This window comes from Rhizobium sp. SL42, assembly GCF_021729845.1.
Taxonomy (GTDB): Bacteria; Pseudomonadota; Alphaproteobacteria; order Rhizobiales; family Rhizobiaceae; genus Allorhizobium.
The window spans coordinates 1,087,775-1,112,719 of record NZ_CP063397.1 but is presented as its reverse complement, the minus strand read 5'-3'; the positions used below and the strand labels follow the sequence as shown (position 1 = coordinate 1,112,719).

Sequence of the window (24,945 nt, the reverse complement as noted above, 5' to 3'; positions counted from 1 at the left end):
CACTGCCTCAGCCGATCGAGCCGGATGATGGCCCCCAGACGTCGGTCAGCGCAAAGCCATGCTCGAAGGGATCAAACGGATCGAGCGCAACCTGATGCAGGCCGAAGGTGAAGCCGCGGCCGCTGATCGTCGGAATGACAGCCGGGCGGCCGGCAACTTCTGTGACGCCGGCAAGGCCGACTTCGAACTCCGAGCCGATGATCGAGCGTGACAGCATGACATCGCCGGCCTTGGCACGGCCGCGGGCATGCAGCGTCGCCAGATTGGCCGAATTGCCGGTCCCGCAAGGCGAACGATCCACCCGGCCCGGCCACATGGTGGTGCAGGTGCGCACGGCGCCATCCGGATCCACATCGCGGAACATGACATAGGCGACGCCGGAAATGGCAGGGATCTCCGGATGCACGACAGGGATGTGCCGATTGATTTCCTGCTTCAGGATCATGCCTGCCTCGACAAGTGCGCGGGCATTGGCCTTTTCGATGGTCAGGCCGACCTGGCCGACATCGACCAGCGCATAAAAGATGCCGCCATAGCTGAGGTCAAAGGTGATCCGGCCCCAATGCTCGGTCTCCAACGCTACATCGAGTTGGTGGACAAAAGAGGGCACCATGGTGAGCTTGACGCGCTCGCAACGGCCGTCGCGGCATGTGGCCGTGGCCTTGACGAGGCCGGCTGCCGTTTCCAGTATGACGATGGTTTCCGGCTCCTGCATCTCGACGATACCGGCCTCCAGCAGTGCCGTGGTGACGCAGATCGAGTTAGAACCGGAACTGGCATGCGCCTGATCCGGCTGCAGGATGACAAAGGCGGCATCCGCGGCCGGATTCTTTGGGGGAAGAAGCAAGTTGACCGAGCCGATCGGCGCACCGCGTGGCTCCAGCACCAGCATCCGGCGCAGTTCTTCGCCCTTGGGGTCGGTATTCAGCCAGGCCAACTGGTCGGCCACGGTGTCTCCCGGAATCTTCGGCACACCACCAATCGCAACCTTGCCGATTTCGCCCTCGGCGTGAACGTCGAGCAGCTGTATCGTCCGCTTCCATCTCATCTGCAATTTCCCCGTCTCGAAGCGGCAGAAGCCAAGCCCGCCACACGCTGCCAAATGTATTGGCAGCCCAAACCGTCACGCGTTGCAGTCGTCGAGCCTTTCACGCCGTGAGGCGCGGCGAATCTCGCACTGCAACGTTTCCATGAACTGATATATTAGATGGCGTGATCAGACCACGACAATTTTTGACCCGTGAAGGAACGCAAAACGCGTTGGAAGGGCCGAGCGAAACGGTCCCGACAAAGCGACGCCGACCAGGTTTGCACCAGATCAACAGGCATCAACAGCCGTCGGCCAGGTTTCCCGTCGGGTGAAATCCAGACGCACGCCAAGGCATCTTTTCCGGTTGGAAAAGATGAGTTTCGGCGCTTTGATTTTTAAGAAATTTCTAGCTCTATCAAACTGATAGAGAGTGGCGCACCCGAAGAGATTCGAACTCCTGACCCCCAGATTCGTAGTCTGGTGCTCTATCCAGCTGAGCTACGGGTGCTTGCCTGCCGACTGTTCGTCGGCGTGTGGCGATCCTCTAAAGCGGACTGCGGAGGATTGCAAGCGTCTTTGCGAAAAAAGAGTCATTTTGCCGTCACGAAAGAAATTCGGCGCCTTCAGGCGCGGGCGCGCCAATCGTTCAAAGACACTGGCCTGTCTGGGATCTCGACGCGAAACAGCGTTCCCGGACCTGGTTTTTCCACCAATGCGATTGTTCCGCCATGGGCGATGACCAGTTCGCGCGCAATGGCAAGACCGAGCCCCGTGCCTCCGGAACGAGCCGACCCGCGAAAGGCAGCAAAGAGGTTCTCGCGCGCCTTTCTCGGCATGCCCGGCCCCGTGTCGTCGACGGTAATGGACACCACGCCCCCCATGCGCTGGGCAGAGACGGTGATTCGGCGAGGATAGTCCGGATCTTCCGGAACATAGGTGGCAAGCGCCTGGAAGGCATTGCGGCAGATATTGTGGATGACGCGGAACAATTGCTCGCTGTCGGCATCGACCTCGATATCGGGCGCGATGGCCTCGATGAATTCGATGCCGCTGTCTGGCCCGATATTGAGAAGATCGCGGACCTCCTGACATAGGTCGGCAAGCCGAAAGAGGCGCCGGCGCGGATCCGCCTCCGAAGTCTGGCCGTAAGACAGAACCTCGTTTGTATAGCCAACGGCGCGATCGATGGTGCGCAGCAGCTTCGGCGCGAAACTCTTGACCAGCGGGTCCTCGACATCGACCAAACGGTCGGACATCAGCTGGGCCGACGCCAGGATATTGCGCATGTCGTGATTGATCTTCGATACGGCGAGACCCAGATCGGCGAGATTCTTCTGCTGTTTGAGGGTCTTTTGCAGCTGGCCCTGCATTCGGGCAAGGTGACGTCCGGCAACCGCGATCTCATCATTGCCGTCGCCGGCAAACCAGACGCGCGCCGGGTCTTCCGGATCTTCGGCGAAGGATTGCATGTTGCTGGTCAGGCGTCGGACCGGCACGATCATCATGCGGTTAATTGCGAGATACATCAGGATCGCGGTGATCACCGAAATAAACAACGAGACGATCAGGATGTTATGGGCATAAGCGAGCATCGCCTTGCGCAGCGCCTTTTCTTCCATCACCAGCTCGATGACCATCTCGCTTTCGCCGACGGGTCCGTAGACACGCAGCAAACGATCGCCGCCGAGCAGAAGTGTGTAGAAGGCATCGCGGATCGACTGCAGTTCGCCATAGCTGGCAAGATCGAACTGCGCGTCGACCTCCTTGGGCATCTCGGTCACGGCCAGGAGCCGCGATGTCCCGTCCTTGCGCAGGACGATCGCCTTGGTGCCTGTGGTCATCAGGGTATCGTTCTGGACCTGGCGCGGCAGTTCAAGCGGCTGAAGTCCGTCAATAACCACGCCGGCGGCGGCAGCCGTGTTCAGCCTGTCCTGCAGCCAGCGCAAGCGCATGGTGGCGACGGAGGGGGCAAAGATCAGGATTTCCGCCAACATGACGAAGGCAATGGTCAGCCAGAGCAGCTTGCCCGACAGGCCTCGAATGCGACGCGGCATGGGATAGACCTCGCCGAGGTCGGACTGCATTTCGCTGTCCTGCCGATCAAGCATCCGTATCATCTCCTGTCGCACGCCAGTTCAGCGCCGTCGGGCTTGCCGCCCTGATTTAGGCCATTTTAGTGCAACGCGAAAGACTTGACCATGAACAAAGGCCTTACAGATGCGCGTCGGCGGATCCTCTGTTTGCCGATATCCGGCCTCTCTGCGGCCCGATTGACTCTCCGGCCCTTCGACACTATAAGCCGCGCACGTTCGGAAACCCGCCCCGGCGGCGGTTAGCCGTGCGATAGCACCAACGCTTTTGCAGAAATGCAAAATCCAAGAAGGGCCGCACACCGCGGTATTAAATAAATGAAGCGTACTTACCAGCCTTCCAAGCTTGTTCGCAAGCGCCGCCACGGTTTCCGTGCGCGTATGGCCACCAAGGGCGGCCGCAAAGTTCTGAACGCTCGCCGCGGTCGCGGTCGCGCCAAGCTGTCGGCCTAACGGCCGGATGCCCGACGAGATGACGGGCTCATGACAGACACAGAACAGAAGAACACTGTCGGGCGGCTGAAAAGCCGCCCCCAGTTCCTCGCCGTCAGAAACGGCGAAAAGCGCAAGGGCCGATTGATCCTTCTTGAGGTTCTCGACCGAAAAGACAGCGCACCGGCCCGGGTCGGCTTCACCGTCACCAAGAAACATGGCAATGCAGTCGAGCGCAATCGTATGCGCCGCAGGCTAAAAGAGGCCGTGCGACTGAATGCAGCGTTTGCAATGCGGCCGGGACACGACTATGTCATTGTCGCCCGGCGCGAGGTGCTGAACGCACCGTTTGATCAGCTCGCAGCGCAACTGACCAACCGCATAGCCAATAGCCAGACGACTAACCTACGGTCTCAGAAGGCCGGTTCCAGGAAAGAATGATGCAAAACAACCGCAATTATTTTGTCGCGATTGCCTTATCCGTGCTGATCGTGCTTGCCTGGCAGTTCTTCTACATGAACCCCCGGATCGAGGCCCAGCGCCAGGCCGAGGAAGCGCGTATCGCCGCTGAACAAAGCCAGGCCGCAACGCAATCGCCAGCAGCGACGACGGCCGCCGGGACGGTCAACGGTGCCCTGCCTGCAGGTGCGGCCGCGGTGTCGCCAGAAGCCAGCCGGGAAGCCGCGATCGCGAAATCCGCCCGCGTTGCCATCGACACGCAGGACCTGATCGGCTCGATCAACCTGACCGGCGCCCGCCTGGATGACCTGCGCCTGAAGCAGTATCACGAGACCGTCGACAACAGCAGCCCGATCGTCACGCTGCTCAGCCCGGCCGAGACCACCGACGCCTATTTTGCCGAACTCGGCTATATCGCCGGTGAAAATGCCGGCAGCACGCCTGGACCGACCACCGTCTGGACCGCGCCGGAAGGCGCGAAGTTGACCCAGGCAACGCCCGTCACGCTTACCTATACCAATGAAGCCGGCCTGACGTTTAGCCGGACGATCTCGGTCGACGAGCATTACATGTTCACGATCGAAGATACCGTTGCCAATGCCGGAACCGCTGCCGCGAGCGTCGCGCCCTATGGCCGCCTGACCCGCTACAACAAGCCGACGACCCCTTCGGTTTTCGTTCTGCATGAAGGCTTCCTCGGTGTTCTCGGCGCAGACAGCAGTCTCTCGGAGCACAAGTACTCGGATATCGAAGAAGAAGCGGTCACCAATGCAAAGGCAACCGGCGGCTGGCTCGGCATCACAGACAAGTACTGGGCGTCTTCGCTGATCCCGGCGCAGTCCATCCCATATGAATCGCGCTTCTCGCACTTTACCGACGGCCAACCGCGTTTCCAGGCCGACTACAAGGGCGATGCTGTCAGCGTTCCGCCGGGCCAGAGCACGACGGTCAAGCAGATGGTCTTTGCCGGTGCGAAGCAGGTTCCGGTGATCGAAAGCTACGAGCAGAACCTCAACATTCCCAAGTTCAACCTGATGATCGACTGGGGCTGGTTCTACTTCATCACCAAGCCGATGTTCAAACTGATGGACTTCTTCTACCGTCATGTCGGCAATTTCGGCGTGGCCATCCTGCTGACGACCATCGTCGTCAAGCTGCTGTTCTTCCCGCTGGCCAACAAGCAGTATGCGTCGATGGCCAACATGAAGCGCGTGCAGCCGAAGCTCGAAGAGCTGAAGGTCAAGCATGCAGACGACAAGATGGCGCTGCAGCAGGCCATGATGCAGCTCTACAAGACCGAGAAGATCAACCCGGTTGCCGGTTGCTGGCCGGTTCTGCTGCAGATCCCGGTGTTCTTCGCGCTCTACAAGGTCATCTACGTCACCATCGAGATGCGCCATGCGCCGTTCTTCGGCTGGATCCAGGATCTGTCCGCGCCGGACCCGACGAGCTTCGTCAACCTGTTCGGCCTGCTGCCCTTCGAGGCGCCGACCTTCCTGCATCTCGGTATCTGGCCGATCATCATGGGCGTTACCATGTGGGCGCAGATGCGGATGAACCCGACGCCTCCGGATCCGACCCAGGCGATGCTGTTCAACTGGATGCCGCTGATCTTCACCTTCATGCTCGGCAGCTTCCCGGCCGGACTGGTGATCTACTGGGCCTGGAACAACACGCTTTCGGTCCTGCAGCAGTCGATCATCATGAAGCGCCACGGCGTCGAGATCGAACTGTTCAAGACCATCCGCAATGCGTTTCGGCGAAAGCCGGCCGAAACCAAATGATCAAAGAAAGCCCCGGTCTCACCGGGGCTTTCTTTTATGAGCATTATCCTGCGAGCCTCCGATGACTGCTTCAAGCTCTTCGCCTCTATCCTCTGCACGTCCCTGGCTTGGCATCGCCCTGGTGCTGGGCTCGGCCACCGCATGGAGCTATGGCGGCGCAATCCAGCGCTTCATCGGCATGACTGACAGCTGGGCCATCGTCTTCTGGCGCTGTCTTTTCGGCGGCCTGTTCCTCATGAGTTTCATGCTGATCCGCGACAAGGCTGCGGGAACCGCAAAGCTTTTCCGGGCCATGGGATGGCCGGGACTGATGATCGCGGCGGGCTTTGCCGCCGTATCGACCTGCTTCGTTTTGGCCGTCAGCATGACGCCGGTAGCCAATGTCGTGCTGTTCATGGCGGCCATTCCGCTGTTTGCGGCCCTGCTCGCCCGGGTACTGCTCGGCGAGCCCATCACCACGATCACCTGGGGTGCGGTCGGTGCCGTGATTGTCGGCGTGGCAATCATGGTATCGGCGTCGATCGGTGAAGGCGGCTCGCTGCTCGGCCTTGGCCTTGCGGCCTCCATCCCGGTGATTTTCGCCTGCATGACCCTGACACGTCACCATCCGGGAATTCGCATGACGCCGGCGGCCTGCCTCGGCTGTTTCGTCGCCTCGGCCATTGCCGCCCCCATGGTCGGCGGCTTTGCCGTGGGCCTGCCGGACCTCGCGCTGCTATTTGCCTTCGGTGCGCTCAACCTCGGCCTGGGCATGGCGATGTATGTGACCGGCGCCCGGATGATCCCTTCTGCACTTGCCGCTCTTCTCGGCACAGCGGAGATGATCCTTGCCCCTGTGTGGATGGTTCTGCTGCACGATGAAATACCGTCAGTCAGGACAATGATTGGCGGAAGCATCGTGCTTGCGGCACTCTTCACCTATCTAATCGGCCATATGCGCCGCGAACCGGGGCCGCGCGTGCCCACTGCGTCTTGACTTTGCCGATTAAAACCCGGATTTCACAGGGCATACGAAAGGCGATCCCATGACAAACAACAATCAAAAGGCCGATCAGCCTCTGTTCGGCCGCCCGTGGATCTTCATCCGTGGCGTTCCGGCAATGAAGTTCCTCCCTCCGGAAGGGCCGCTGGAAGTCGCCTTTGCTGGCCGCTCTAATGTCGGCAAGTCGTCGCTGATCAATGCGCTGGTGGGGCAGAAAGCCTTGGCGCGCACGTCCAATACCCCCGGCCGGACCCAGGAACTGAATTATTTCGTGCCGGACGGCTATTCAGGCGCTGCCGACGACATGCCGCCGATGGCGCTTGTCGATATGCCCGGCTATGGCTATGCCCAGGCGCCGAAGGAACAGGTGGATGCCTGGACCAAGCTGGTGTTCGACTATCTTCGCGGACGCGCGACACTCAAGCGCGTCTATGTCCTGATCGATTCACGGCATGGCATAAAGAAGAACGATGACGAGGTGCTGTCGCTGCTCGACAAGGCGGCGATGTCCTATCAGATCGTTCTGACCAAGACTGACAAGATCAAGGAAGCCGGCGTTCCACGGCTGATCGCCGAGACGAAGGAAAAGATCAAGAAGCATCCGGCGGCATTCCCGGAAGTGCTTTCGACCTCCTCGGAAAAAGGCAACGGCCTCGACGAATTGCGCGCGGCAATCGCCGAGACCGTCGGCCGAAACCCGTAACTCGAGGGTCCGGACGGGAAGTCAGGTCTTCAAGGGGCCGAAGCTGGCCCCCTGATGCTGTTACATCTTCGGCAGGATGACCGCGTCGACGACATGGATGACGCCGTTCGACTGCTTGACGTCGGCGATGGTCACGGTCGATACACCGCCGTTTTCATCGGTGAGGGTGATCTTGCCATCGGCGGCCTTTGCCTTCAGCACGCAGCCGCCAACCGTCTTGACGTCATGCGTGCCGCCATCATCGGCAATCATCTTGCCGATGGCATCCGACATGGCGTTGGCGGCAACGACATGGCAGGTCAGCACCTTGGTCAGCTGTGCCTTGTTTTCCGGCTTCAGCAGCGTATCGACAGTGCCCGCGGGGAGCTTTGCGAAAGCCTCGTTGGTGGGTGCAAAGACGGTGAACGGCCCGGTACCCGAAAGAGTCTCGACCAGACCTGCCGCCTTGACCGCGGCAACGAGCGTCGTGTGATCCTTGGAATTGACGGCGTTCTCGACGATGTTCTTGTCTTCAAACATGGCAGCGCCGCCAACCATCGGATTGGCTGCATAGACGGCCGTTGCGCCGGTCATGAGGGCGGCAGTGATGGCGAACGAGCGAAGCGTGGTCTTGAACATTTCGGTTTCCTCTATCCTGGTGTTCTCGATCCGGGCGGTTCATGCCGCCGGATGGCGTTGTTCTTCCCATTTGGGGAACACAACAAAGGACGGAGGGGAGCGGCTACAAGTTTCAGCAAGGTTGAAAAAATCCTGTCGCTGACGCCAAGCCATTCGATTGGCTTGCATTTTTATCTCAGCGGAGGATTTCGCCGGCGGCCACGATGGGGCCTGTTGCCTTGCCGGTCGGCGAGCCGCCGAGGGGTTCGACACTGACGGCAAGCACCACGCCTCCCGTAAGCCGGGGGCGCATTTCATCCGGGATGACGATCTCGCCCTGACCGGTCTGCGGCAGAATGCCCAGCGACGTTGGTGGCTGCTCGCCTTCCACCAGCCAGAGTTCAAGAGACTTTTCCTCGGCACCACCATTGGCGACCGGCGTAAATGCCAGACGGCCCGATGCCTCGTCATATTGGGCGACAAGACTGATGGCGCTGTCCTTGCCGGCAAGTTCGGCGGTCAATCGCGAACCCGGCTTCGGACGCAGCTCGCTTGCCCATTGCAGCCCGAGAAGAAGGGCGAGCGTGCCGATTGCCGCAACGCTCAACCCACGCCAGAGAGGCAAGGAATTCCATATCGCACCCCACGGGCCACTTGAGGTTCGTCCAAGACCCGGCCCGAAGATTCGCCGCTCGATCTCCGCAAAGATTACAGCCGACGGGGTTTCTTCATCGTATTCATCGTTGAAATGCGCAAGGTTGGTCTCCCAGCGGCGGACAATGGCGGCAAACTGACGGTCATGACGCAGGCGCGCTTCGACCTGCTGGCGTTCTGACAGGTTCAGGACGCCCAGAACATATTCGCCCGCGAGCACTTCGTCGCGCGATCTGTCACCCTTGCTCTGGTCGGGCGTTGCCATCCATGCACTCTCTCAGTTTCAGCAGACTGCGTCGCAGCCAGGTGCGCATCGTATTCAATGGAATTGCGAAGCTCTCGGCAAGCTCCTGATAGGACATTCCCTCGACATAGGCCCGGCGAACAGCTTGCGCGCGGTCAGGATCCAATGCTTCCAGACAGCTGTCAATGCGCGCGCTTTCCGAACGCAAGATTGCATGCTGTTCGGGATCCGGCCCGAGATCCGGCAATTCGCCAGCGACATCCAGTTCTTCGGTCGGAGGCTTTCTCTGGCGCAGCCGATCAATGCAATGATACCTGGCAATCGCCGCAAGCCAGGCAGATGCATTGCCGCCGTCGCCGGCATAGTTCCCGGCCTTCTGCCAAATCTTCACGAAGATGTCCTGCAATGCCTCTTCCGCATCATTCCTGTCTTTCAGAATACGGATGCAGATCGCAAAAAGTTTCGCCGAGCAGCGTTGATAGATCAGGGAAAATGCAGCCCGCTCGCGGAGCGCCACGCGGCCCAGCAATTCGGCGATTTCGTCGCGTTCCATGAATTCCCCATTCGATGCCGGAGCGGCATATAGGGCAGCCGTCGGTCTCGGCAATGGATCGGGAAAAGAAGCGTGTCATCACACTCTTATATTGCACGGCAATCATTCCATCGCGGCCTGACTTGCGCTAAAAGGCCGCGATCCCAAAAGAGGTTTTCCCGATGACGGCTTCCGAAAGCGAAATCCAGGCAAGACTGCTGGTGCAGGCTCTTCCCTTCATGCAGCGTTATGAAAACAAGACGATCGTCGTGAAATACGGCGGCCATGCCATGGGCAATCCGGAACTGGGCAAGGCATTTGCCGCCGACATCGCACTTTTGAAGCAGTCGGGCGTCAACCCGATCGTCGTGCATGGCGGCGGCCCGCAGATCGGCGCGATGCTTGCCAAGATGGGTATCGAATCACGCTTCGAGAACGGCCTTCGCGTCACCGACCAGAAAACCGTCGAGATCGTCGAAATGGTTCTTGCCGGCTCGATCAACAAGGAAATCGTCGCGCTGATCAACCAGACCGGCGAATGGGCGATCGGGCTGTGCGGCAAGGACGGCAACATGGTGTTTGCCGAAAAGGCGCAGAAAAAGGTTCGCGATCCCGACAGCAATATCGAGCGTGTTCTCGATCTCGGCTTTGTCGGCGAAGTGGTCGAAGTCGACCGCACGCTGCTCGACCTCCTGGCCCGCTCGGAAATGATCCCGGTCATCGCGCCGGTGGCACCCGGTCGCGACGGCGCGACCTACAATATCAACGCTGACACCTTTGCCGGTGCGATCGCGGGGGCGCTGAATGCTTCGCGCCTGCTGTTCCTCACCGATGTTCCGGGCGTGCTCGACAAGAGCGGCACGCTGATCAAGGAACTCTCGGTCGCGCAGGCGCATGCGTTGATCAAGGACGGCACGATCTCCGGCGGCATGATCCCCAAGGTCGAGACATGCATCGAGGCGATCAAGGCCGGTGTGCAGGGCGTGGTCATCCTGAACGGCAAGACGGCACATTCCGTGCTGCTGGAACTGTTCACCGAAGCCGGTGCCGGAACACTGCTCGTTCCGTAAGCGTCAGGCAACCAGAAGCAGGAGAACGCCGGCAACAATCAGAACGCAGCCGGCGATCTCCAGACGGTTGATCTTCTCCTTGAAGACCAGAACCGAAGACGCGAAGGTGAAGAGCATTTCCACCTGCGCGACCGCCTTGACGACAGCCACCTGCTGCAGCGTCATGGCGACGAACCAGCCGAACGATGCGGTTGCCCCGACAAACCCGACCAGAACACCGGTTTTCCAGGCGCCACGGATGCGCGACAATTCCTGCGGCTCGCGCCAGAGCATCCAGGCCAGCATGGCCAGTGTCTGGATCACGATGACGACCGCCAGCGTGAAGCTCGCCTGCATGATCGAATCGGGTGCCGGCAAGCTCGGCTGCAGCGAAAGCGACGCGGCCCGATAGGCAATGCCGGACATGCCGAAAAAAAAGCCGGACGTCAGTCCGACAATCGCGGTTCGACTGCCGACCGAGGTGATCAGCGATTTCAAGTTGAATTCGGTTCGAGCGACAGAGATCAACATAACGCCGAGGATCGACACGCCAATCGCGCCGACCACCGACAGCCTGACCGTCTCACCGAACAAGATGAGCGCGATCAATGCGGCCTGGGCTGGCTCCGTTCGCGAGTAGGCGGTGCCGACCGCGAAATTGCGGAACGAAAACAGATGGACGAGCAGAAAGGTCGCGGCAATCTGGGCCAATGCGCCAAGCGTAGCCCACATGGCGAAATGACTATCCGGCACCGGCAAGGGGCGCGCAAAGGCAAAATGCAGCAGGCCGAGATAGACAAATGCAAATGGCAGGCCGAAGCCGAAGCGCACGAAGGTTGCGCCCGTCGTCCCCATCCTGCCCTTGAGATGTTTCTGGAGTGCCGACCGCATGTTCTGCAGGAAGGCGCTGCCGAAGGTGATGATTGCCCAGAATTCCATGATGCGGCGTTAACACAGTCCTGCGCGGTACGCCAAGGGCTCGCAGCGAATGCTTCGACGGCAGTTCCCTTTCAGCCCGTTGCATGGCAGAGATAGATCCCATGAACACACCTGCAAAGCTCCCCTCGCCCGCTGATTTCGCCCATGTTCGCGACTGGGTCTTCGACCTCGACAACACGCTCTATCCGCACCACGTCGATCTCTTCGCGCAGATCGACAGGAACATGGCGGCATTTGTCGCCGAACTTCTGCAACTGGAGCCGGCCGAGGCCAAGCTGCTGCAGAAGCGATACTATCACGAGCATGGAACCACGCTGGCCGGCCTGATGCTGCATCACAATGTGGATCCGAACGCATTTCTGGAGCGAGCGCATGCGATCGACTATTCGGCGCTGCTGCCGGATGTCGCGCTCGGCGAAGCGATCAGGCAATTGCCAGGCCGCAAGTTCATCTTCACGAACGGCACGGTGGCACACGCGCAGGCCGCGGCCCGGGCGCTTGGCATTCTCGACCATTTCGACGACATTTTCGACATCGTCGCGGCAGACTACCAGCCGAAGCCGGCAGGCGCGACCTATGACAAGTTTGCCAGCCTCAACCGCATAGACACGGAAAAGGCAGCCATGTTCGAGGATCTGCCGCGCAATCTTCTGGTTCCCAAGGCGCTGGGCATGAAAACAGTGCTGCTGGTGCCGCGCAATCTCGGTACGGCCATCCTGGAGACCTGGGAACGGGTCGAGCACATCGATCCGGACAGCGTCGACTATATCACCGACGATCTGGCCGGCTTTCTGGAGCGGCTTTTGCCGCTTGCCGACTGAGGAAAGTCAAAGCTTACCAAAGTTTCATCCAGCTTACCGATGTTTAAGTAGGATGGGCGACATGGCGCCGATAGGGTTTCCTGACTGAAACAGGCCACCGAAAGGACCATGACATGACAAGTAAGTTCTTCACCTTAGCAGCCATTGCAGGCTCATTGCTGATCGGAACCTCGGCCAGCGCCGTACTTGCACAGGATCGCGACGGTCGTCGCGGACCTCCCGGTGGCCGTGAAGTGATGTTCGTCCGGATGTTGCAGCAGTTCGACACCAACAAGGACGGCAAGATTGCCAAGGACGAGGCAAAGGCTGCGGGCGAAACCCTGTTTGTCTCGATCGATGCCGACAAGGACGGCGCGATCACGCCCGGCGAATTCCGCAAGCACCGCGAAGCGATGCGCGAACAATTCAAGGCCGATATGAAGGCAAATGCCGAGACGGACGAAGATGATGCCGACGAAGTCGCGCCGCCGCCGCCAGGTGGGCCTGGAGACGAGCAGGCCCAGGATGATAGTCGCGGACCTGACGGCAAGCCGCATCATGGCAAGCATCACGATGGCAAACGCCACGGCGGTCGCGACATGGCCGCCCGTGACGGACACCGCGGCCATGGCGAACGCGGTCCGGGCAGGATGATCCGCGTTGCCGATACCGACGAGAACGGTCAGATCAATCAGGCGGAAGCCATGGCGATGATCGACAAGATGTTCGAGCGGGCGGACCGCAACAAGGACGGCGTCATTTCGGTCGACGACATGCCCAAGCGTCCGATGTGGATGATGCGCTAAACCGCACAGACAAAAAATGCCGGCGGCCCCTTACGGGGCCGCTTCTTCGTTCAGGTCGTAAAAATCGGCGACGATGCGCCAGGCGTCTTCCGCCGTCTCGGCAAATTGTAAGAGGTTCAGATCCTCCGGGGCAATGGTGCCGAATTCCGCCAGACCATCGAAATTGATCATGCCGTGCCAGAAGCTCTTGGAAAACAGGATCAGCGGGATGGGCGCCATGCGTTTTGTCTGGATCAGCGTTACAGCTTCAAAAAACTCGTCCAGCGTACCGAAGCCGCCGGGGAAGATCGCAATCGCCTTGGCCCGCATAAGGAAGTGCATCTTGCGGATGGCAAAATAGTGGAAGTTGAAGCTGAGTTCCGGCGTGACATAGGGGTTGGGAGCCTGCTCGTGTGGAAGCACGATGTTGAGACCCACGGAAGGAGCGCCAACCTCGGATGCGCCGCGATTGCCGGCTTCCATCACGCCCGGACCTCCGCCGGTCACCACCACATATTCCTGATAGGTGCTGCGGGCGGAAAACTCCGAGCAAAGACGGGCAAATTTGCGCGCCTCCTCGTAGTAGACGGAGGCTGCTTCGAGATTTTGCTTCTGCAGCGCGTTGCGCGCAGCCCAGGCGCTTTGTCCCGGCGCCGGGATCCGGGCGCCGCCGAACATGACGACCGTCGACTTGATGTTGCGCTCTGTCAGGATCATCTCCGTCTTCAGAAGTTCCAACTGCAGCCGTATCGGCCGGAGTTCCTCGCGGCAGAGGAAATCATTGTCGGCATAGGCAAGCCGATATGAGGGAGATTCCGATTGCGGGGTGCGAGGCACGACCTCTGCGCTGCGGCGATCCGTCTTGCTGTCCTTGAGCGGGTCCCAGACCCCGTCATTGCGCCGATGCCGGCCATTTTTAAGCTTTGCCATTCCGTATCCTTCCATGCAGAAACGTAGGGCGTCCCTGGCTGTTTCCAACCGCCGTTGAATGCGGTAGAGCAATTCGCCAGTTTCCGATCGATCCCGATCGTTTCCATCGCCAAGATTAGCCAAGGAAGTTTAAGGAATTCAGATGAGCGCACTCGATCTCACCAGCCTCGAACACGTCATCGACGCGGCTTTCGACAACCGTGACACCGTATCGACCGGTACAAAAGGCGAGATCCGTGAAGCCGTGGATGAGGCGCTGAACCTGCTCGACAGCGGCAAGGCACGCGTCGCCACCCGTGGCGACGACGGCAACTGGACGGTTCACCAGTGGCTGAAGAAGGCCGTGCTCCTATCCTTCCGCCTCAACGACATGGACGTGGTCAAGGGTGGTCCGGGCGCTTCGACCTGGTGGGACAAAGTGCCCTCGAAGTTCGAAGGCTGGGGCGAAAGCGAATTCCGCGCTGCCGGCTTCCGCGCCGTGCCGAATGCGGTCGTGCGCCGCTCGGCCTATATCGCGCCAAACGCCATCCTGATGCCGTCCTTCGTCAATCTCGGTGCCTATGTCGGCGAAGGCACGATGGTCGACACCTGGGCCACCGTAGGTTCCTGCGCCCAGATCGGCAGCCATGTCCATCTCTCCGGCGGCGTCGGCATCGGCGGCGTGCTGGAACCGATGCAGGCGGGACCGACCATCATCGAGGACAATTGCTTCATCGGCGCCCGCTCGGAAGTGGTCGAAGGCTGCATCGTGCGCGAAGGTTCCGTGCTCGGCATGGGCGTGTTCATCGGCAAGTCGACCAAGATCGTCGACCGCGCCACCGGCGAAGTGACGTATGGCGAGGTTCCACCCTATTCTGTCGTGGTTGCAGGTTCGATGGGCAGCGGCAATGTCATGCCCAATGGCGTAGTCGCGCCGAACCTCTACTGCGCCGTGATCGTCAAGCGCGTCGATGCCAAAACACGCTCCAAGACCGGCATCAACGACTTGTTGCGCGACTGAGCGCCCTAATCCGCCGGGACACCAGACCCCGGCGTCTTCCGTGCGGCGGCCCGCGACACTTGCGCGTCGCTGCGGCGGATGACAGCGTTTCGTGCATGGGCTAAGTCTAGGCCATGCTCTTCCCGCGCCGATGCGCCATCACTATTCATTGGTCGTCATGATCGCTACAAATCCCGTCGATGTCCTGCAGGCCCTCATCCGCTGCCCTTCCGTCACGCCTGAAGAGGGTGGCGCGCTCGGCGTCATCGAGACACTGCTCAAGCCCCTCGGCTTTCAAGTCGACCGCATGGTGCATTCCGATGTCGGCACGCCCGACATCGAGAACCTGTATGCCCGCACGGGTACAGGCGGCGCGCATCTGATGTTTGCCGGCCATAGCGACGTCGTGCCGGTCGGCCAGACCGCCGACTGGACGCATGGTCCGTTTGCCGGCGAGATTGCCGAAGGCATGCTCTATGGCCGCGGAGCTGTCGACATGAAGGGTGGCATAGCCTGCTTCATCGCCGCCTATGCCCGCCTGCTCGAAGAAAAGGGGGCTCCTCAGGGCTCCGTCTCGCTGCTGATCACCGGTGATGAGGAAGGTCCTGCGGTGAACGGGACGATCAAGCTGCTGCAATGGGCGGCCGAACGCGGCGAGCGCTGGGATGCCTGCCTGGTCGGCGAACCGACCAATCCGAACCAGCTTGGCGACATGATCAAGATCGGCCGGCGCGGTTCGGTTTCCGGCACAGTCACTGTGCGCGGCGTGCAGGGCCATGCAGCCTATCCGCATCTCGCCGACAATCCCGTGCGCGGCGCTCTGCGCTTTGCGGAGAGCCTGATGACCCCGGCCTTCGACGATGGCACGGACAATTTCCAGCCGTCCAATCTTGAGGTGACCACGATCGATGTCGGCAATCCGGCGACCAATGTGATTCCGGCTTCGGCGAGCTTCAAGTTCAATATCCGCTTCAACGATCGTTGGACCGCCGAGACGGTGCAGGCGGAGATCCTGCGTCGGCTCGATGCGGCGGCAACCGACGAAAGCCTGCGGCCTGGCCGTGGCCCCATGACCTATGAAATGGCGTGGTCAGAGCGGCCGAGCCATGTCTTCCTGACGCGCAGCAACAGCCTGATCGCCTCTCTGTCCAGCGCGATCGAAACCGTCACCGGTCGCACGCCGTCGCTGTCGACAACCGGCGGCACCTCGGACGCCCGCTTCATCAAGGACTATTGCCCTGTGGTAGAATTCGGGCTTGTCGGGCAGACCATGCATATGGTCGACGAACGCGTGGCGGTCAGCGATCTCGAGACACTGACGGTGATCTACAAGACCTTCATCGAACAATGGTTCGCTCATGCCGACGCTTAAAGAGGTCGAGTTCTATCTGATGGGGCTCTGGTTGCTGTTCAGGAAGGATGCAGCCGGCTTCACCTATCTCGATCTCTCGGACCGTGGCGCCCTGCGTTCCTTCTGGGCCATTGCCTGGGCACTGCCCGCGATCCTGGTGTCGTTCATCTGGTGGCAGATGCTGTTTGTCGGCACTTTGCCGGAGGGCGTGGGGGTCGGTGGTCTCTTCTATTTCCGGCTGGTGATGGTCGAGGCGATGAACTGGGTGCTGCCCGTCATCCTCGTCGGCGTTCTCTGCTGGATGATCGGGATCGGAGAGAAATTCGCCTCGATCGTGGTCGCCGCCAACTGGCTTTCCCTGCCGGTGTCCTATTCCTATGCAGTGCTGGTGCTGGTGATGATGCTGATCCCGGCACTCAGCGGGCTTATTGCGCTGCTCTGGTTCCTATTGATGCTGACCTTGATCGCCGTGCTGTTCCGCATCCTGCGGATGATCATCGGCGATCATATTCTGACCGTGGCCACTGTGACCATGGTGTTGCTGGTTCCATCCATGCTGATTGCCGAGATGCTGGAACGCTATCTCGGGGTCTATCCCGGCTGATCGTCAAGCTACCAGCTGAACAACGACTTGCAGCCGGCCTTGGAAGCGCCTCGCCAAAATCACTCGTCGCCTGGATAGTCAACCTTCATGAAAAACAGGCCCTCGGGCGGGGCGACGGGGCCGCATGCAGCACGATTTCGGGCTTCAAGGGCGGCGCGCACATCCGCCGGCGTCATCTTGCCTTCGCCTGCCAGCTTCAGCGTGCCGGCAAAGGAACGGATCTGATTGTGCAGGAAACTCTGGGCTGTTGCCCTGATCTCGATCAGGTCGCCCGTGCGGCTGACATCAAGACGATCCAGCGTGCGCATCGGGCTCCTTGCCTGGCAATGTACCGAACGAAACGTGGTAAAGTCGTGATGACCGACCAGTTGCTGGGCCGCCTGATGCATTGCCAGATGATCCAGTGGCTTGGGGACCCACCAGGCCCGCTCCGCCTCCAAGGCGAGCCGCGCCGGCCGTGAAATAATGCGGTAGAGATAGTGGCGACGCAGGGCCGAAAACCGGGCATCGAAGGCGTCGGGCACGGCGCGCACGTCGATGACCGCGACGCGCTCGCCAGCCAGCCCCAGATGGGCGTTCAGCGCGTTGCGCAGCTTGTCCGGCACCCAGTCGCGCGACAGATCGGCATGGACCACCTGACCCAGCGCATGGACGCCGGAATCGGTGCGGCCGGCACCGCGGATTACCACGGTCTCGCCGCTCAGGGAGAAGATCGCCTTTTCCAGCGCGCCCTGCACCGACGGCCCGTTGTCCTGGCGCTGCCAGCCGACATAAGGACTGCCGTCATATTCGACACACAAGCGAAAGCGCGGCATCAGGCGATCACCGTACCCGGCGACAATGGTGTGCCGCGCAGGAAATCCTCCGCCGACAACGGCTTACCGCCAGCCTTTTGTAAGCGGACGAGACGAACGGCGCCCACACCGCAGGCAATATTCAGCTGTTCGTCGAGGACCGTGCCAGGCAAGGCTCTGCCACCGTCAGGCTGGGCCAGTTCGGATGCAAGCAGCTTGACGCGCTCCGGCTTGCCGTTGATGATGACCTCGCTCCAGGCGCCGGGGAACGGCGCGAGCCCGCGGATATGGTTGTGAACATCGGTCGCCGACCTCGAAAAGTCGACGCGGGTTTCGCCCTTGTCGATCTTTGCCGCGTAAAGCACACCCTCTTCCGGCTGAGCGACCGTAGTCAACGTGCCGGTTTCGAGTGCCGACATGGCATCGACCATGGTGACCGCACCGACCGCGCTCAACCGGTCGTGCAGTTCACCGGCAGTCATGTTCGGCCCGATGTCGACCATTGCCGTGCGTGCGACCGGGCCGGTATCCAGCCCCTTGTCCATCTTCATCACCATCATGCCGGTCTGTCGATCGCCCGCCATGATTGCCCGCTGGATGGGGGCTGCCCCTCTCCAACGAGGCAAGAGCGACGCGTGGCCATTATAGGCGCCGAGCCGTGTGCCGTTCAGAATTGTCTCTGGCAGCAGCAGACCATAGGCAACTACCACCGCGACATCGGCCTTCAGGCCGACGAAGTGATCGCGGTCGGCAGCGTCGCGGAAATTGACAGGATGGAAGACGGACAGGCCGAGTTCTTCGGCCGCCTGGTGGACCGGAGATTTCTGCAGGTCGAGACCACGACGGCCGCCGGGACGCGGCGGCTGGGTGTAGACGGCGGCGATCTCGTGGCCGGCTTCAGCCAGCGCCTTGAGGGTCGCCACGGAAAAATCCGGCGTGCCCATGAAGATGATGCGAAGTGACATGGCGTCTCGCCTTCAGAACCGGAAAATGCGCGCGCCCGCAACGGGCGCGACGGATCAAAGCTTTGACTTGGAAGCCTTGGTGAATTTCTTGATCACCATCTCACGCTTCAGGCGGGAGATGTGGTCGATGAACAGCACACCGTTGAGATGGTCTATTTCGTGCTGCAGGCAGGTTGCCAGGAGACCGTCGGCCTCCGTCAGCTGTTCGCGGCCCTCACGGTCGAGCGACTTGACCGTGATCGCAGCCGGGCGCTCGACTTCGGCATAATAATCCGGGATCGACAGGCATCCCTCTTCGTAGACCGAGCGCTCGTCGGAGGAACGAACAATCTCCGGATTGATGAACACCAGTGGCTCGCGCTCATCACCTTCCTTGGAGATGTCGATGACCAGCATGCGGCGGGCAATGCCAACCTGGATTGCGGCAAGACCGATGCCAGGCGCCTCGTACATGGTTTCAAGCATGTCTTCGGCAAGCGTGCGGATAGCGGCGTCCACCCGTTCGATGGGCTGGGACACCTGACGCAGCAGGGGATCGGGGAGAATGATGAGAGGCTTTATCGTCATGGGCCTCACTTAGCGCAAGATCGAAACGGAGGAAATCGAAAAACGCACGATTTCGCTCCGTCTGCTGTGTCTCAGGCCGCGCGGCGACCAAGGCTCGTCGATGTGTCGCCGTTCTTTGCGGCAGCGTGTCCCGTCGCGCGGGTGCGAATGTGACTTAGCAATTCGACCAGACCGGCCACTTCAGAGCGAAGACGGCGTGTTTCCTCCGATGTCTGCTCGACCATATTGCTGTTTTCATGGGTCAGATGATCCATGTTGCGGGTCGCCTGATTCACCTCGTTGAGGCCCATGGCCTGATCCTTGGCCGCCGTTGCGATGTCCGAGACGAAGGCGTTGATCGCATCGATACGAGTGATGATGTCGGCAAGGGCGTCACCGGTACCGGAGACGAGGCCGACGCCCTCCTTTACCTGATCCGAACTCTGCGAGATCAGTTGCTTGATTGCCTTGGCTGCATCGGCACTGCGCTGGGCAAGCTGGCGCACTTCCTGCGCCACGACCGCGAACCCCTTGCCGGCCTCGCCTGCTCTGGCCGCCTCGACGCCAGCATTGAGCGCAAGAAGATTGGTCTGGAAGGCAATCTCGTCAATAACGCCAATGATCTTGGAAATCTCTGTCGAAGACTTTTCGATCGCGCCCATGGCGGATACGGCACGCGAAACGACCGCACCGGAGGATTGGGCCTGCTGCTGGGTTTCGCGAACGGTCATCGAGGCCCGCTCGGCATTGGCTGCCGTCTGGCTGACGCTGACCGAGAGTTGCTGCAGCGCCGTCGAGCTTTCCTGAACCCCTGTTGCCTGCTTTGCCGTACGGTTGGCCAACTCGCCAGACGCACGGGCGATCGTCTCGGTTCCGTTGAGAATTTCGTCCGAGGCGCGGCGGATGGCGGCGAACGAGGTGTTCAGCCGGTCGACCGTGTCATTGTAGTAGCCGGCCATTTCCTTGAAATTCTGCGGCAGGTCGCTGGTCATGCGGGCTTCGAAATCGCCCTGTGCCAGGGCTTCCAGACCTTTGCGCAAGTGTTCCATTGCGATGGCCTGGTCCGCCTCGAACCGCAGGCGCTCTTCTTCAAGCTGCACGCGCCTGGCGTCCAGTTCCTGCAGATAGACGGAGATCGAATAGTCCATGTCCAGCATGGCGGCCTTGACCAGCGCCTTGAGCTTGTCTGCCAGGGCATGGGCATGCTGCTTGCCGAACGGGAATGGCCAGTGCTTGACCAGGATGCCGGCAGCGAGTTCGCCCACAAGCATGGAATAGCCGCCGATATACCAGCGCGGTTCAAGACCTATGCGGGCATGCGCCTTGCCGACAGCTGTCACGCCCTTGACATAGTCTGCATCGAAGCCGCCCTTGGCCGCCTTGTCCCAATGCGCCATCTGGGCATTCTTGGCGCCGGTCATATGGGCCTTGTCGCGGAAAAAGCTGGCGAGCTTCGGCGTGCGTGCAACCTTCACATAGAACTTGTCCAGCGCGTCGCCGATGGTGTCATTGATGGTCGGGCGCAGCTCGTTGAGCGTCGCCCGAGTCCTGTCATCGATTTCGAGGAAGTCGAGGCGTTCTGACAGATCGGTGTTTGGTTTCTGGGTCATGGTTCCATCACAGGCGTTAGCTATTCCGGTGATCACCGGTTGTCGTTACACCTGCCATGGTTATCCTAAACAGAGACTAAACAATCCCGAAGAGTCTTGCCCTCAGCCCGCCCGTCGGTAGGTGATCTGCGCGGTGCGATCCCGGCTGCCTGCATGATTGCCACTGTCCGTCTTGAAGCCCTGAAGCGCTGCAACCAGCCTTTGTGCCTCATCGCTGAGCGTCACCGTCTGGGCAGACGTTTCCTCGACCATTGCGGCGTTGCGCTGCGTGATCTGGTCCATGGAGCTGATCGAGGTGTTGACCTCACGCAGGCCACCGGACTGATCGGCTGCGGCAGAGGCGATCTTGGACACGATGTCGTTGATCTCGCCGATTCGGACGATGATCTTTTCCAAGGCTTCGCCGGCATTGTTGACCAGGCCAACGCCAGTCTGAACTTGGCTCGAGCTTTGCGAGATGAGACCCTTGATTTCGCGGGCCGCACTGGCACAACGCTGGGCAAGCTCGCGCACTTCCTGGGCAACGACCGCAAAGCCACGTCCAGCCTCGCCAGCACGGGCCGCCTCGACGCCAGCATTGAGGGCCAGAAGATTGGTCTGGAAGGCGATCTCATCGATGACGCCGATGATCTTGGAGATACCATCGGAGGACTTCTCGATTGCGCCCATGGCTTCTACCGCACGCGAGACCACTTCCTCGGACACGCGCGCCTCGGTCAGCGCCACACCGACGACCACTGAAGCCTTCTGGGCTCCATCTGCCGTGAGCGTTACATTCTGGGTGAGATCATGCAGCGCTGCCGTGCTCTCTTCGAGGCCGGCTGCCTGTTGTTCGGTGCGTTGCGCAAGATCATTGGTTGCCGACGAAATAGCCGAGGTCGAGCGAAAGATCTCATCGGCCGCGCCGCGAACCGTGGTGATCGTCGCCTGCAGCGACTCGACCGAGCTGTTATAGTCCTTGGCCATCTCGACAAAGTTCGCCGGCATTTCATCGGTCAGGCGGGCTGCCAGATCGCCGGAGGCGAGCTTGGTCAAAACGCTGCGCAGAGCCGCCAGAGCAACGGCCTGTTCGGCCTCCGCCTTCAGCCGGGCTTCTTCTGCCTGCTTTCGCTCGGCTGCAAGAATATCGAGATAGACCGAGATCGAATAATCCATGTCGAGAAGCGCAGCCTTGACGATGACCGAAACCTCGTCGGCCATCTGCGGCGCATTCTGCCTGCCGAAGCGGCTTGGCCAGCGATCGCGGACCACCGCATGGACCAGTTGTTCGAGCAGCAGCGCATAGCCGCCGATATACCAGCGCGGCTCCAGCCCGATACGGGCATGGGCCTTGCCGACCATGGTGACGCCCTGCACATAGGTTTCGTTGTAGTCCGCGTTGGCAACGATGCCCCAATGTTGTTCCTGGCGTCCCTTTGCACCGCGAATGTGCTCTTCGCCCTTGAAGAAGGCGGCCGTCTCGGGCGTCTTTCGAACCTGAGCGTAAAACACATCCAAGGCGGCACCGACATTCTTGCGGATCACCGGGCCAAGGCGACGCAGTGTGTCGCGTGCCTTGTCGTCCAGACCGAGGAATTTCAGCCTTGCTTTCAGAACCACGTTATCTTCGTTCGACGTCATGATGTTTCTACGCTCTCGTCCTAGTTTCATCAGCGAGTTCTGATGTATGTACTTCAAGAGATGCTTAAATGGTAAAATATTGGTTGCCGAAAACTACGTGTTTTCGAGCACATCAGTTGTTCCTTCTTGAAATGAGCGCAAAACAGCCATTTCGATTTTGCTGATTTGCGCTTCGTCAAATGTGGCGGCAAATAATTTTTTTCTGATATTCGCTTCGCCGGCGCCATCAAGACGAATGTTCACTCTTTGATCTATGCGGACAACGCGAATCTGCTAGACTTGATACTATGAACCCATACCAGTTTCCGGCGGTGACCATCGGCTCAGTCACCCTTTCACCCATGGTTCTGGCTTGCTTCGCGCTGGCGCTGATCGCCATTCCGTTCGTGCTGTTGGGATGGGGTGTGTGGCGCTCCGGACGCGCAAGGCTGCGGCATCAGGAAGAGGCACTGCGGCGTGAACAGGCGGCGGAAGCCCGCCTCGGAGAACTGTTGAAGGCCCAGGCTGAGATGCAGGGGCGACTTGCAATCATGGCCGATGTGTTCGGCAGCCGGCAGGCGGAGCTCAATCAATCGATCAGCCAGCGGCTGGATGGCATGACCCATCGCCTCGGGACGACAATCACCGAGCAGACGAAATCGACGCATGACAATCTGCGGAGCCTGCAGGAACGGCTCGCCGTAATCGATGCGGCGCAAAACAACATCCAGTCGCTGGCCAAGGACGTGGTCGGGCTGCAAGCCATCCTGTCCAACAAGCAGACCCGTGGCGCGTTTGGCCAGGCGCGCATGGAGACCATCGTTGCCGACGGGTTGCCGATGGGGGCGTTCGCATTCCAGGCGACCCTGTCGAACGGGTCGCGGCCCGACTGCACGATCCGCATGCCGAACGGTTCACCGCCGCTGGTGATCGATGCCAAGTTTCCGCTGGAAGCCTGGAACGCCATCCGTGATGGCGAAACGCCAGAGCAGAGGAAGATTGCAAGCCAGCAGTTCCGTCGCGATCTCGATGTGCATATCCGCGACATTTCGGAAAAATATCTGATCTCCGGCGAGACGCAGGACATGGCATTCCTGTTCGTGCCGTCGGAATCGATCTTTGCCGAGATCCACGAAAATTTCGAGGGGATCGTGCAGAAGGCGCACAAGCAGCGCGTCGTCATCGTCTCCCCGTCGCTGCTGATGCTGTCGATCCAGGTGATCCAGGCCGTCTTGAAGGACCAGCGCATGCGCGAGCAGGCACACCTGATCCAGGGCGAAGTGATCCGGCTGATGGAAGATTTGAACCGGCTCGATGACCGGACCAGGAAGCTCCAGGGGCATTTCCTTGCGGCACAGAAGGATGTCGATCAGATCCTGACATCCTCGGACAAGCTCGTGCGGCGCGGGGCGAAAATCGAGGCGATGGAATTCGACATGCCTGGCGACAAGGTCGAGGGCGGGGATACGCCGGCCAAGATGGTCGAGAACCGCACCGGCCTGCTCAAGCTCAGGGTTGTTGACGAGGACTGATTGCCTGGTCCACAAGAGCGCAGCAAAAGAGAGGCTAAGCGCATGATCACCGTTTTCGGCTCAATCAACATGGATCTCGTTGCCAATACGCCACGGCTGCCCAAGCCCGGCGAGACGGTATCCGGGACGGGCTTTGCGACGGCTGCAGGGGGCAAGGGAGCCAACCAGGCCTTGGCCGCACGGCGTGCAGGCGCAAGCGTGCACATGGTCGGGGCGGTCGGCAAGGACGAGTTTGCCGGTCCGGCACTCGACCTTCTCGACAAGGCAGGCACCGATCTTTCCGGCGTTCGCCACGAAGACGGCCCGACCGGCACCGCGCTGATCCTCGTCGGTGGCGACGGCGAAAACATGATTGCCGTCGTACCCGGAGCAAACGGTCTCGTCGATGTTGCCCAGGCGGAAGCGGCCGTTGGCGCCCTTTCTCCGACAGACCTACTCATGCTGCAGCTGGAAGTCCCGGCGGCCTCCGTCGAAGCGGCGCTGAAAACTGCCAAGGGGCGTGGCGTTCGCACAGTCCTGAACACAGCGCCGCTGACACCTGAAGCGGCAGCCCTTTCTGAGCTGGCCGATTTCGTCATTGCCAACGAGACGGAGTTCGAACTGCTGACCGGCACATCGGGGCTGACATCCGAAGCCCGCGAAGCGCTGATGCTCGAAAGGCATGGCAAGACAAAACAGACGCTGATCGTCACGCTTGGCGGTGACGGCGTGGTGGCCGTCCACGAGGGCGCACTGCACCGCGCCAAGGGACTGAAGATCGAGCCTATCGACACCGTCGGTGCCGGCGACACATTCTGCGGCTATCTCGCCGCGAGCCTCGATCAGGGGCTTGCCTTCGAACATGCGTTGCGTCGTGCCGCTGTCGCTGGCTCGCTCGCCTGCCTGAAGCCGGGAGCTCAGCCCTCTATTCCCATGGCGGAGGATGTCGCGGCCAGGACATGAAATGTCTTTCGCG

Annotated in this window: 26 protein-coding genes and 1 tRNA gene; 13 read left to right on the top strand and 14 right to left on the bottom strand. The window is 60.5% G+C overall.

Going from position 1 to position 24,945, the window contains the following annotated elements:
• Positions 1-7 precede the first annotated feature (7 nt).
• From IM739_RS05180 to IM739_RS05170, 3 genes are all read right to left on the bottom strand, one after another.
• The gene (locus IM739_RS05180; RefSeq protein WP_237370141.1) at positions 8-1,048 is read right to left on the bottom strand and encodes a proline racemase family protein; all 1,041 of its coding nucleotides are present in this window, start codon (positions 1,046-1,048) and stop codon (positions 8-10) included.
• A 413-nt stretch (positions 1,049-1,461) separates the two neighbouring features.
• A tRNA-Arg gene (locus tag IM739_RS05175) sits at positions 1,462-1,538 on the bottom strand.
• Between the two features lie 115 nt (positions 1,539-1,653).
• Complete coding sequence (locus IM739_RS05170; RefSeq protein WP_237370983.1) at positions 1,654-3,114, bottom strand: sensor histidine kinase; 1,461 nt, start codon at positions 3,112-3,114, stop codon at positions 1,654-1,656.
• Positions 3,115-3,438: 324 nt separating this feature from the next.
• Here IM739_RS05170 and rpmH point away from each other — a divergent pair, with 324 nt between their 5' ends.
• From rpmH to yihA, 5 genes are all read left to right on the top strand, one after another.
• Positions 3,439-3,573 (top strand): 50S ribosomal protein L34, encoded by a 135-nt coding sequence (gene rpmH, locus IM739_RS05165; RefSeq protein ID WP_237370140.1) that lies wholly within the window; start codon positions 3,439-3,441, stop codon positions 3,571-3,573.
• A 30-nt stretch (positions 3,574-3,603) separates the two neighbouring features.
• The gene (gene rnpA, locus IM739_RS05160) at positions 3,604-3,993 is read left to right on the top strand and encodes a ribonuclease P protein component (protein ID WP_237370139.1); all 390 of its coding nucleotides are present in this window, start codon (positions 3,604-3,606) and stop codon (positions 3,991-3,993) included.
• The gene (gene yidC, locus IM739_RS05155) at positions 3,993-5,795 is read left to right on the top strand and encodes a membrane protein insertase YidC (RefSeq protein WP_237370982.1); all 1,803 of its coding nucleotides are present in this window, start codon (positions 3,993-3,995) and stop codon (positions 5,793-5,795) included. Before rnpA ends, yidC begins: the two co-directional genes overlap by 1 nt.
• 61 nt (positions 5,796-5,856) lie before the next feature.
• Positions 5,857-6,771, top strand: a complete 915-nt coding sequence (locus IM739_RS05150; protein ID WP_237370138.1) for a DMT family transporter — start codon at positions 5,857-5,859, stop codon at positions 6,769-6,771.
• A 49-nt stretch (positions 6,772-6,820) separates the two neighbouring features.
• The gene (gene yihA / locus IM739_RS05145; protein WP_237370137.1) at positions 6,821-7,480 is read left to right on the top strand and encodes a ribosome biogenesis GTP-binding protein YihA/YsxC; all 660 of its coding nucleotides are present in this window, start codon (positions 6,821-6,823) and stop codon (positions 7,478-7,480) included.
• A 60-nt stretch (positions 7,481-7,540) separates the two neighbouring features.
• Here yihA and IM739_RS05140 read toward each other — a convergent pair whose 3' ends face one another.
• From IM739_RS05140 to IM739_RS05130, 3 genes are all read right to left on the bottom strand, one after another.
• A complete protein-coding gene (locus IM739_RS05140) occupies positions 7,541-8,098 on the bottom strand; it encodes a fasciclin domain-containing protein (RefSeq protein WP_237370136.1) in 558 nt (185 codons plus the stop codon).
• A gap of 175 nt (positions 8,099-8,273) precedes the next feature.
• Entirely contained in the window at positions 8,274-8,996 is a 723-nt protein-coding gene (locus IM739_RS05135; protein ID WP_237370135.1) for an anti-sigma factor, read from the bottom strand.
• The gene (locus IM739_RS05130; protein ID WP_237370134.1) at positions 8,968-9,528 is read right to left on the bottom strand and encodes a sigma-70 family RNA polymerase sigma factor; all 561 of its coding nucleotides are present in this window, start codon (positions 9,526-9,528) and stop codon (positions 8,968-8,970) included. Before IM739_RS05130 ends, IM739_RS05135 begins: the two co-directional genes overlap by 29 nt.
• 161 nt (positions 9,529-9,689) lie before the next feature.
• On the opposite strand from IM739_RS05130, the gene argB reads away from it, so the two are divergent.
• The gene (argB, locus tag IM739_RS05125) at positions 9,690-10,577 is read left to right on the top strand and encodes an acetylglutamate kinase (RefSeq protein ID WP_237370133.1); all 888 of its coding nucleotides are present in this window, start codon (positions 9,690-9,692) and stop codon (positions 10,575-10,577) included.
• A gap of 3 nt (positions 10,578-10,580) precedes the next feature.
• Here argB and IM739_RS05120 read toward each other — a convergent pair whose 3' ends face one another.
• Positions 10,581-11,495 (bottom strand): DMT family transporter, encoded by a 915-nt coding sequence (locus tag IM739_RS05120; RefSeq protein WP_237370132.1) that lies wholly within the window; start codon positions 11,493-11,495, stop codon positions 10,581-10,583.
• 101 nt (positions 11,496-11,596) lie between these two features.
• Here IM739_RS05120 and IM739_RS05115 point away from each other — a divergent pair, with 101 nt between their 5' ends.
• Entirely contained in the window at positions 11,597-12,316 is a 720-nt protein-coding gene (locus IM739_RS05115; RefSeq protein WP_237370131.1) for a pyrimidine 5'-nucleotidase, read from the top strand.
• A 113-nt stretch (positions 12,317-12,429) separates the two neighbouring features.
• A complete protein-coding gene (locus IM739_RS05110) occupies positions 12,430-13,101 on the top strand; it encodes a calcium-binding protein (protein ID WP_237370130.1) in 672 nt (223 codons plus the stop codon).
• 30 nt (positions 13,102-13,131) lie between these two features.
• Here the strand turns inward: IM739_RS05110 and IM739_RS05105 are convergent, their stop codons facing one another.
• On the bottom strand, positions 13,132-14,010 hold the full coding sequence (locus tag IM739_RS05105; RefSeq protein WP_237370129.1) for an LOG family protein: 879 nt from the start codon (positions 14,008-14,010) through the stop codon (positions 13,132-13,134).
• 142 nt (positions 14,011-14,152) lie between these two features.
• Here IM739_RS05105 and dapD point away from each other — a divergent pair, with 142 nt between their 5' ends.
• From dapD to IM739_RS05090, 3 genes are all read left to right on the top strand, one after another.
• Positions 14,153-15,010 (top strand): 2,3,4,5-tetrahydropyridine-2,6-dicarboxylate N-succinyltransferase, encoded by an 858-nt coding sequence (gene dapD / locus IM739_RS05100; protein ID WP_237370128.1) that lies wholly within the window; start codon positions 14,153-14,155, stop codon positions 15,008-15,010.
• A gap of 157 nt (positions 15,011-15,167) precedes the next feature.
• Positions 15,168-16,361, top strand: coding sequence for a succinyl-diaminopimelate desuccinylase (dapE, locus tag IM739_RS05095; RefSeq protein WP_237370127.1), 1,194 nt, complete (start codon positions 15,168-15,170; stop codon positions 16,359-16,361).
• On the top strand, positions 16,348-16,944 hold the full coding sequence (locus tag IM739_RS05090; protein ID WP_237370126.1) for a hypothetical protein: 597 nt from the start codon (positions 16,348-16,350) through the stop codon (positions 16,942-16,944). Before dapE ends, IM739_RS05090 begins: the two co-directional genes overlap by 14 nt.
• Positions 16,945-17,003: 59 nt before the next feature.
• On the opposite strand, the gene truA is transcribed toward IM739_RS05090, so the two are convergent.
• The 6 genes from truA to IM739_RS05060 all read right to left on the bottom strand — a co-directional run bounded on the left by truA (position 17,004) and on the right by IM739_RS05060 (position 22,722).
• The gene (gene truA, locus IM739_RS05085; RefSeq protein ID WP_237370125.1) at positions 17,004-17,759 is read right to left on the bottom strand and encodes a tRNA pseudouridine(38-40) synthase TruA; all 756 of its coding nucleotides are present in this window, start codon (positions 17,757-17,759) and stop codon (positions 17,004-17,006) included.
• Entirely contained in the window at positions 17,759-18,703 is a 945-nt protein-coding gene (gene fmt / locus IM739_RS05080) for a methionyl-tRNA formyltransferase (protein WP_237370124.1), read from the bottom strand. Before fmt ends, truA begins: the two co-directional genes overlap by 1 nt.
• A 54-nt stretch (positions 18,704-18,757) precedes the next feature.
• Positions 18,758-19,270: a peptide deformylase gene (gene def, locus IM739_RS05075; protein ID WP_237370123.1), complete on the bottom strand. Its 513-nt coding sequence runs from the start codon at positions 19,268-19,270 to the stop codon at positions 18,758-18,760.
• Positions 19,271-19,341: 71 nt separating this feature from the next.
• On the bottom strand, positions 19,342-20,859 hold the full coding sequence (locus IM739_RS05070; RefSeq protein WP_237370122.1) for a globin-coupled sensor protein: 1,518 nt from the start codon (positions 20,857-20,859) through the stop codon (positions 19,342-19,344).
• Positions 20,860-20,961: 102 nt separating this feature from the next.
• The gene (locus IM739_RS05065; protein ID WP_237370121.1) at positions 20,962-22,479 is read right to left on the bottom strand and encodes a globin-coupled sensor protein; all 1,518 of its coding nucleotides are present in this window, start codon (positions 22,477-22,479) and stop codon (positions 20,962-20,964) included.
• A 93-nt stretch (positions 22,480-22,572) separates the two neighbouring features.
• A complete protein-coding gene (locus IM739_RS05060; RefSeq protein ID WP_237370120.1) occupies positions 22,573-22,722 on the bottom strand; it encodes a hypothetical protein in 150 nt (49 codons plus the stop codon).
• A 98-nt stretch (positions 22,723-22,820) separates the two neighbouring features.
• Here IM739_RS05060 and IM739_RS05055 point away from each other — a divergent pair, with 98 nt between their 5' ends.
• Entirely contained in the window at positions 22,821-23,990 is a 1,170-nt protein-coding gene (locus IM739_RS05055) for a DNA recombination protein RmuC (RefSeq protein WP_442981122.1), read from the top strand.
• Between the two features lie 42 nt (positions 23,991-24,032).
• Positions 24,033-24,932 carry a ribokinase gene (locus tag IM739_RS05050; RefSeq protein WP_237370118.1) on the top strand — a complete coding sequence of 300 codons (900 nt, stop codon included), beginning with the start codon at positions 24,033-24,035 and terminating at the stop codon, positions 24,930-24,932.
• Positions 24,933-24,945: the final 13 nt, after the last annotated feature.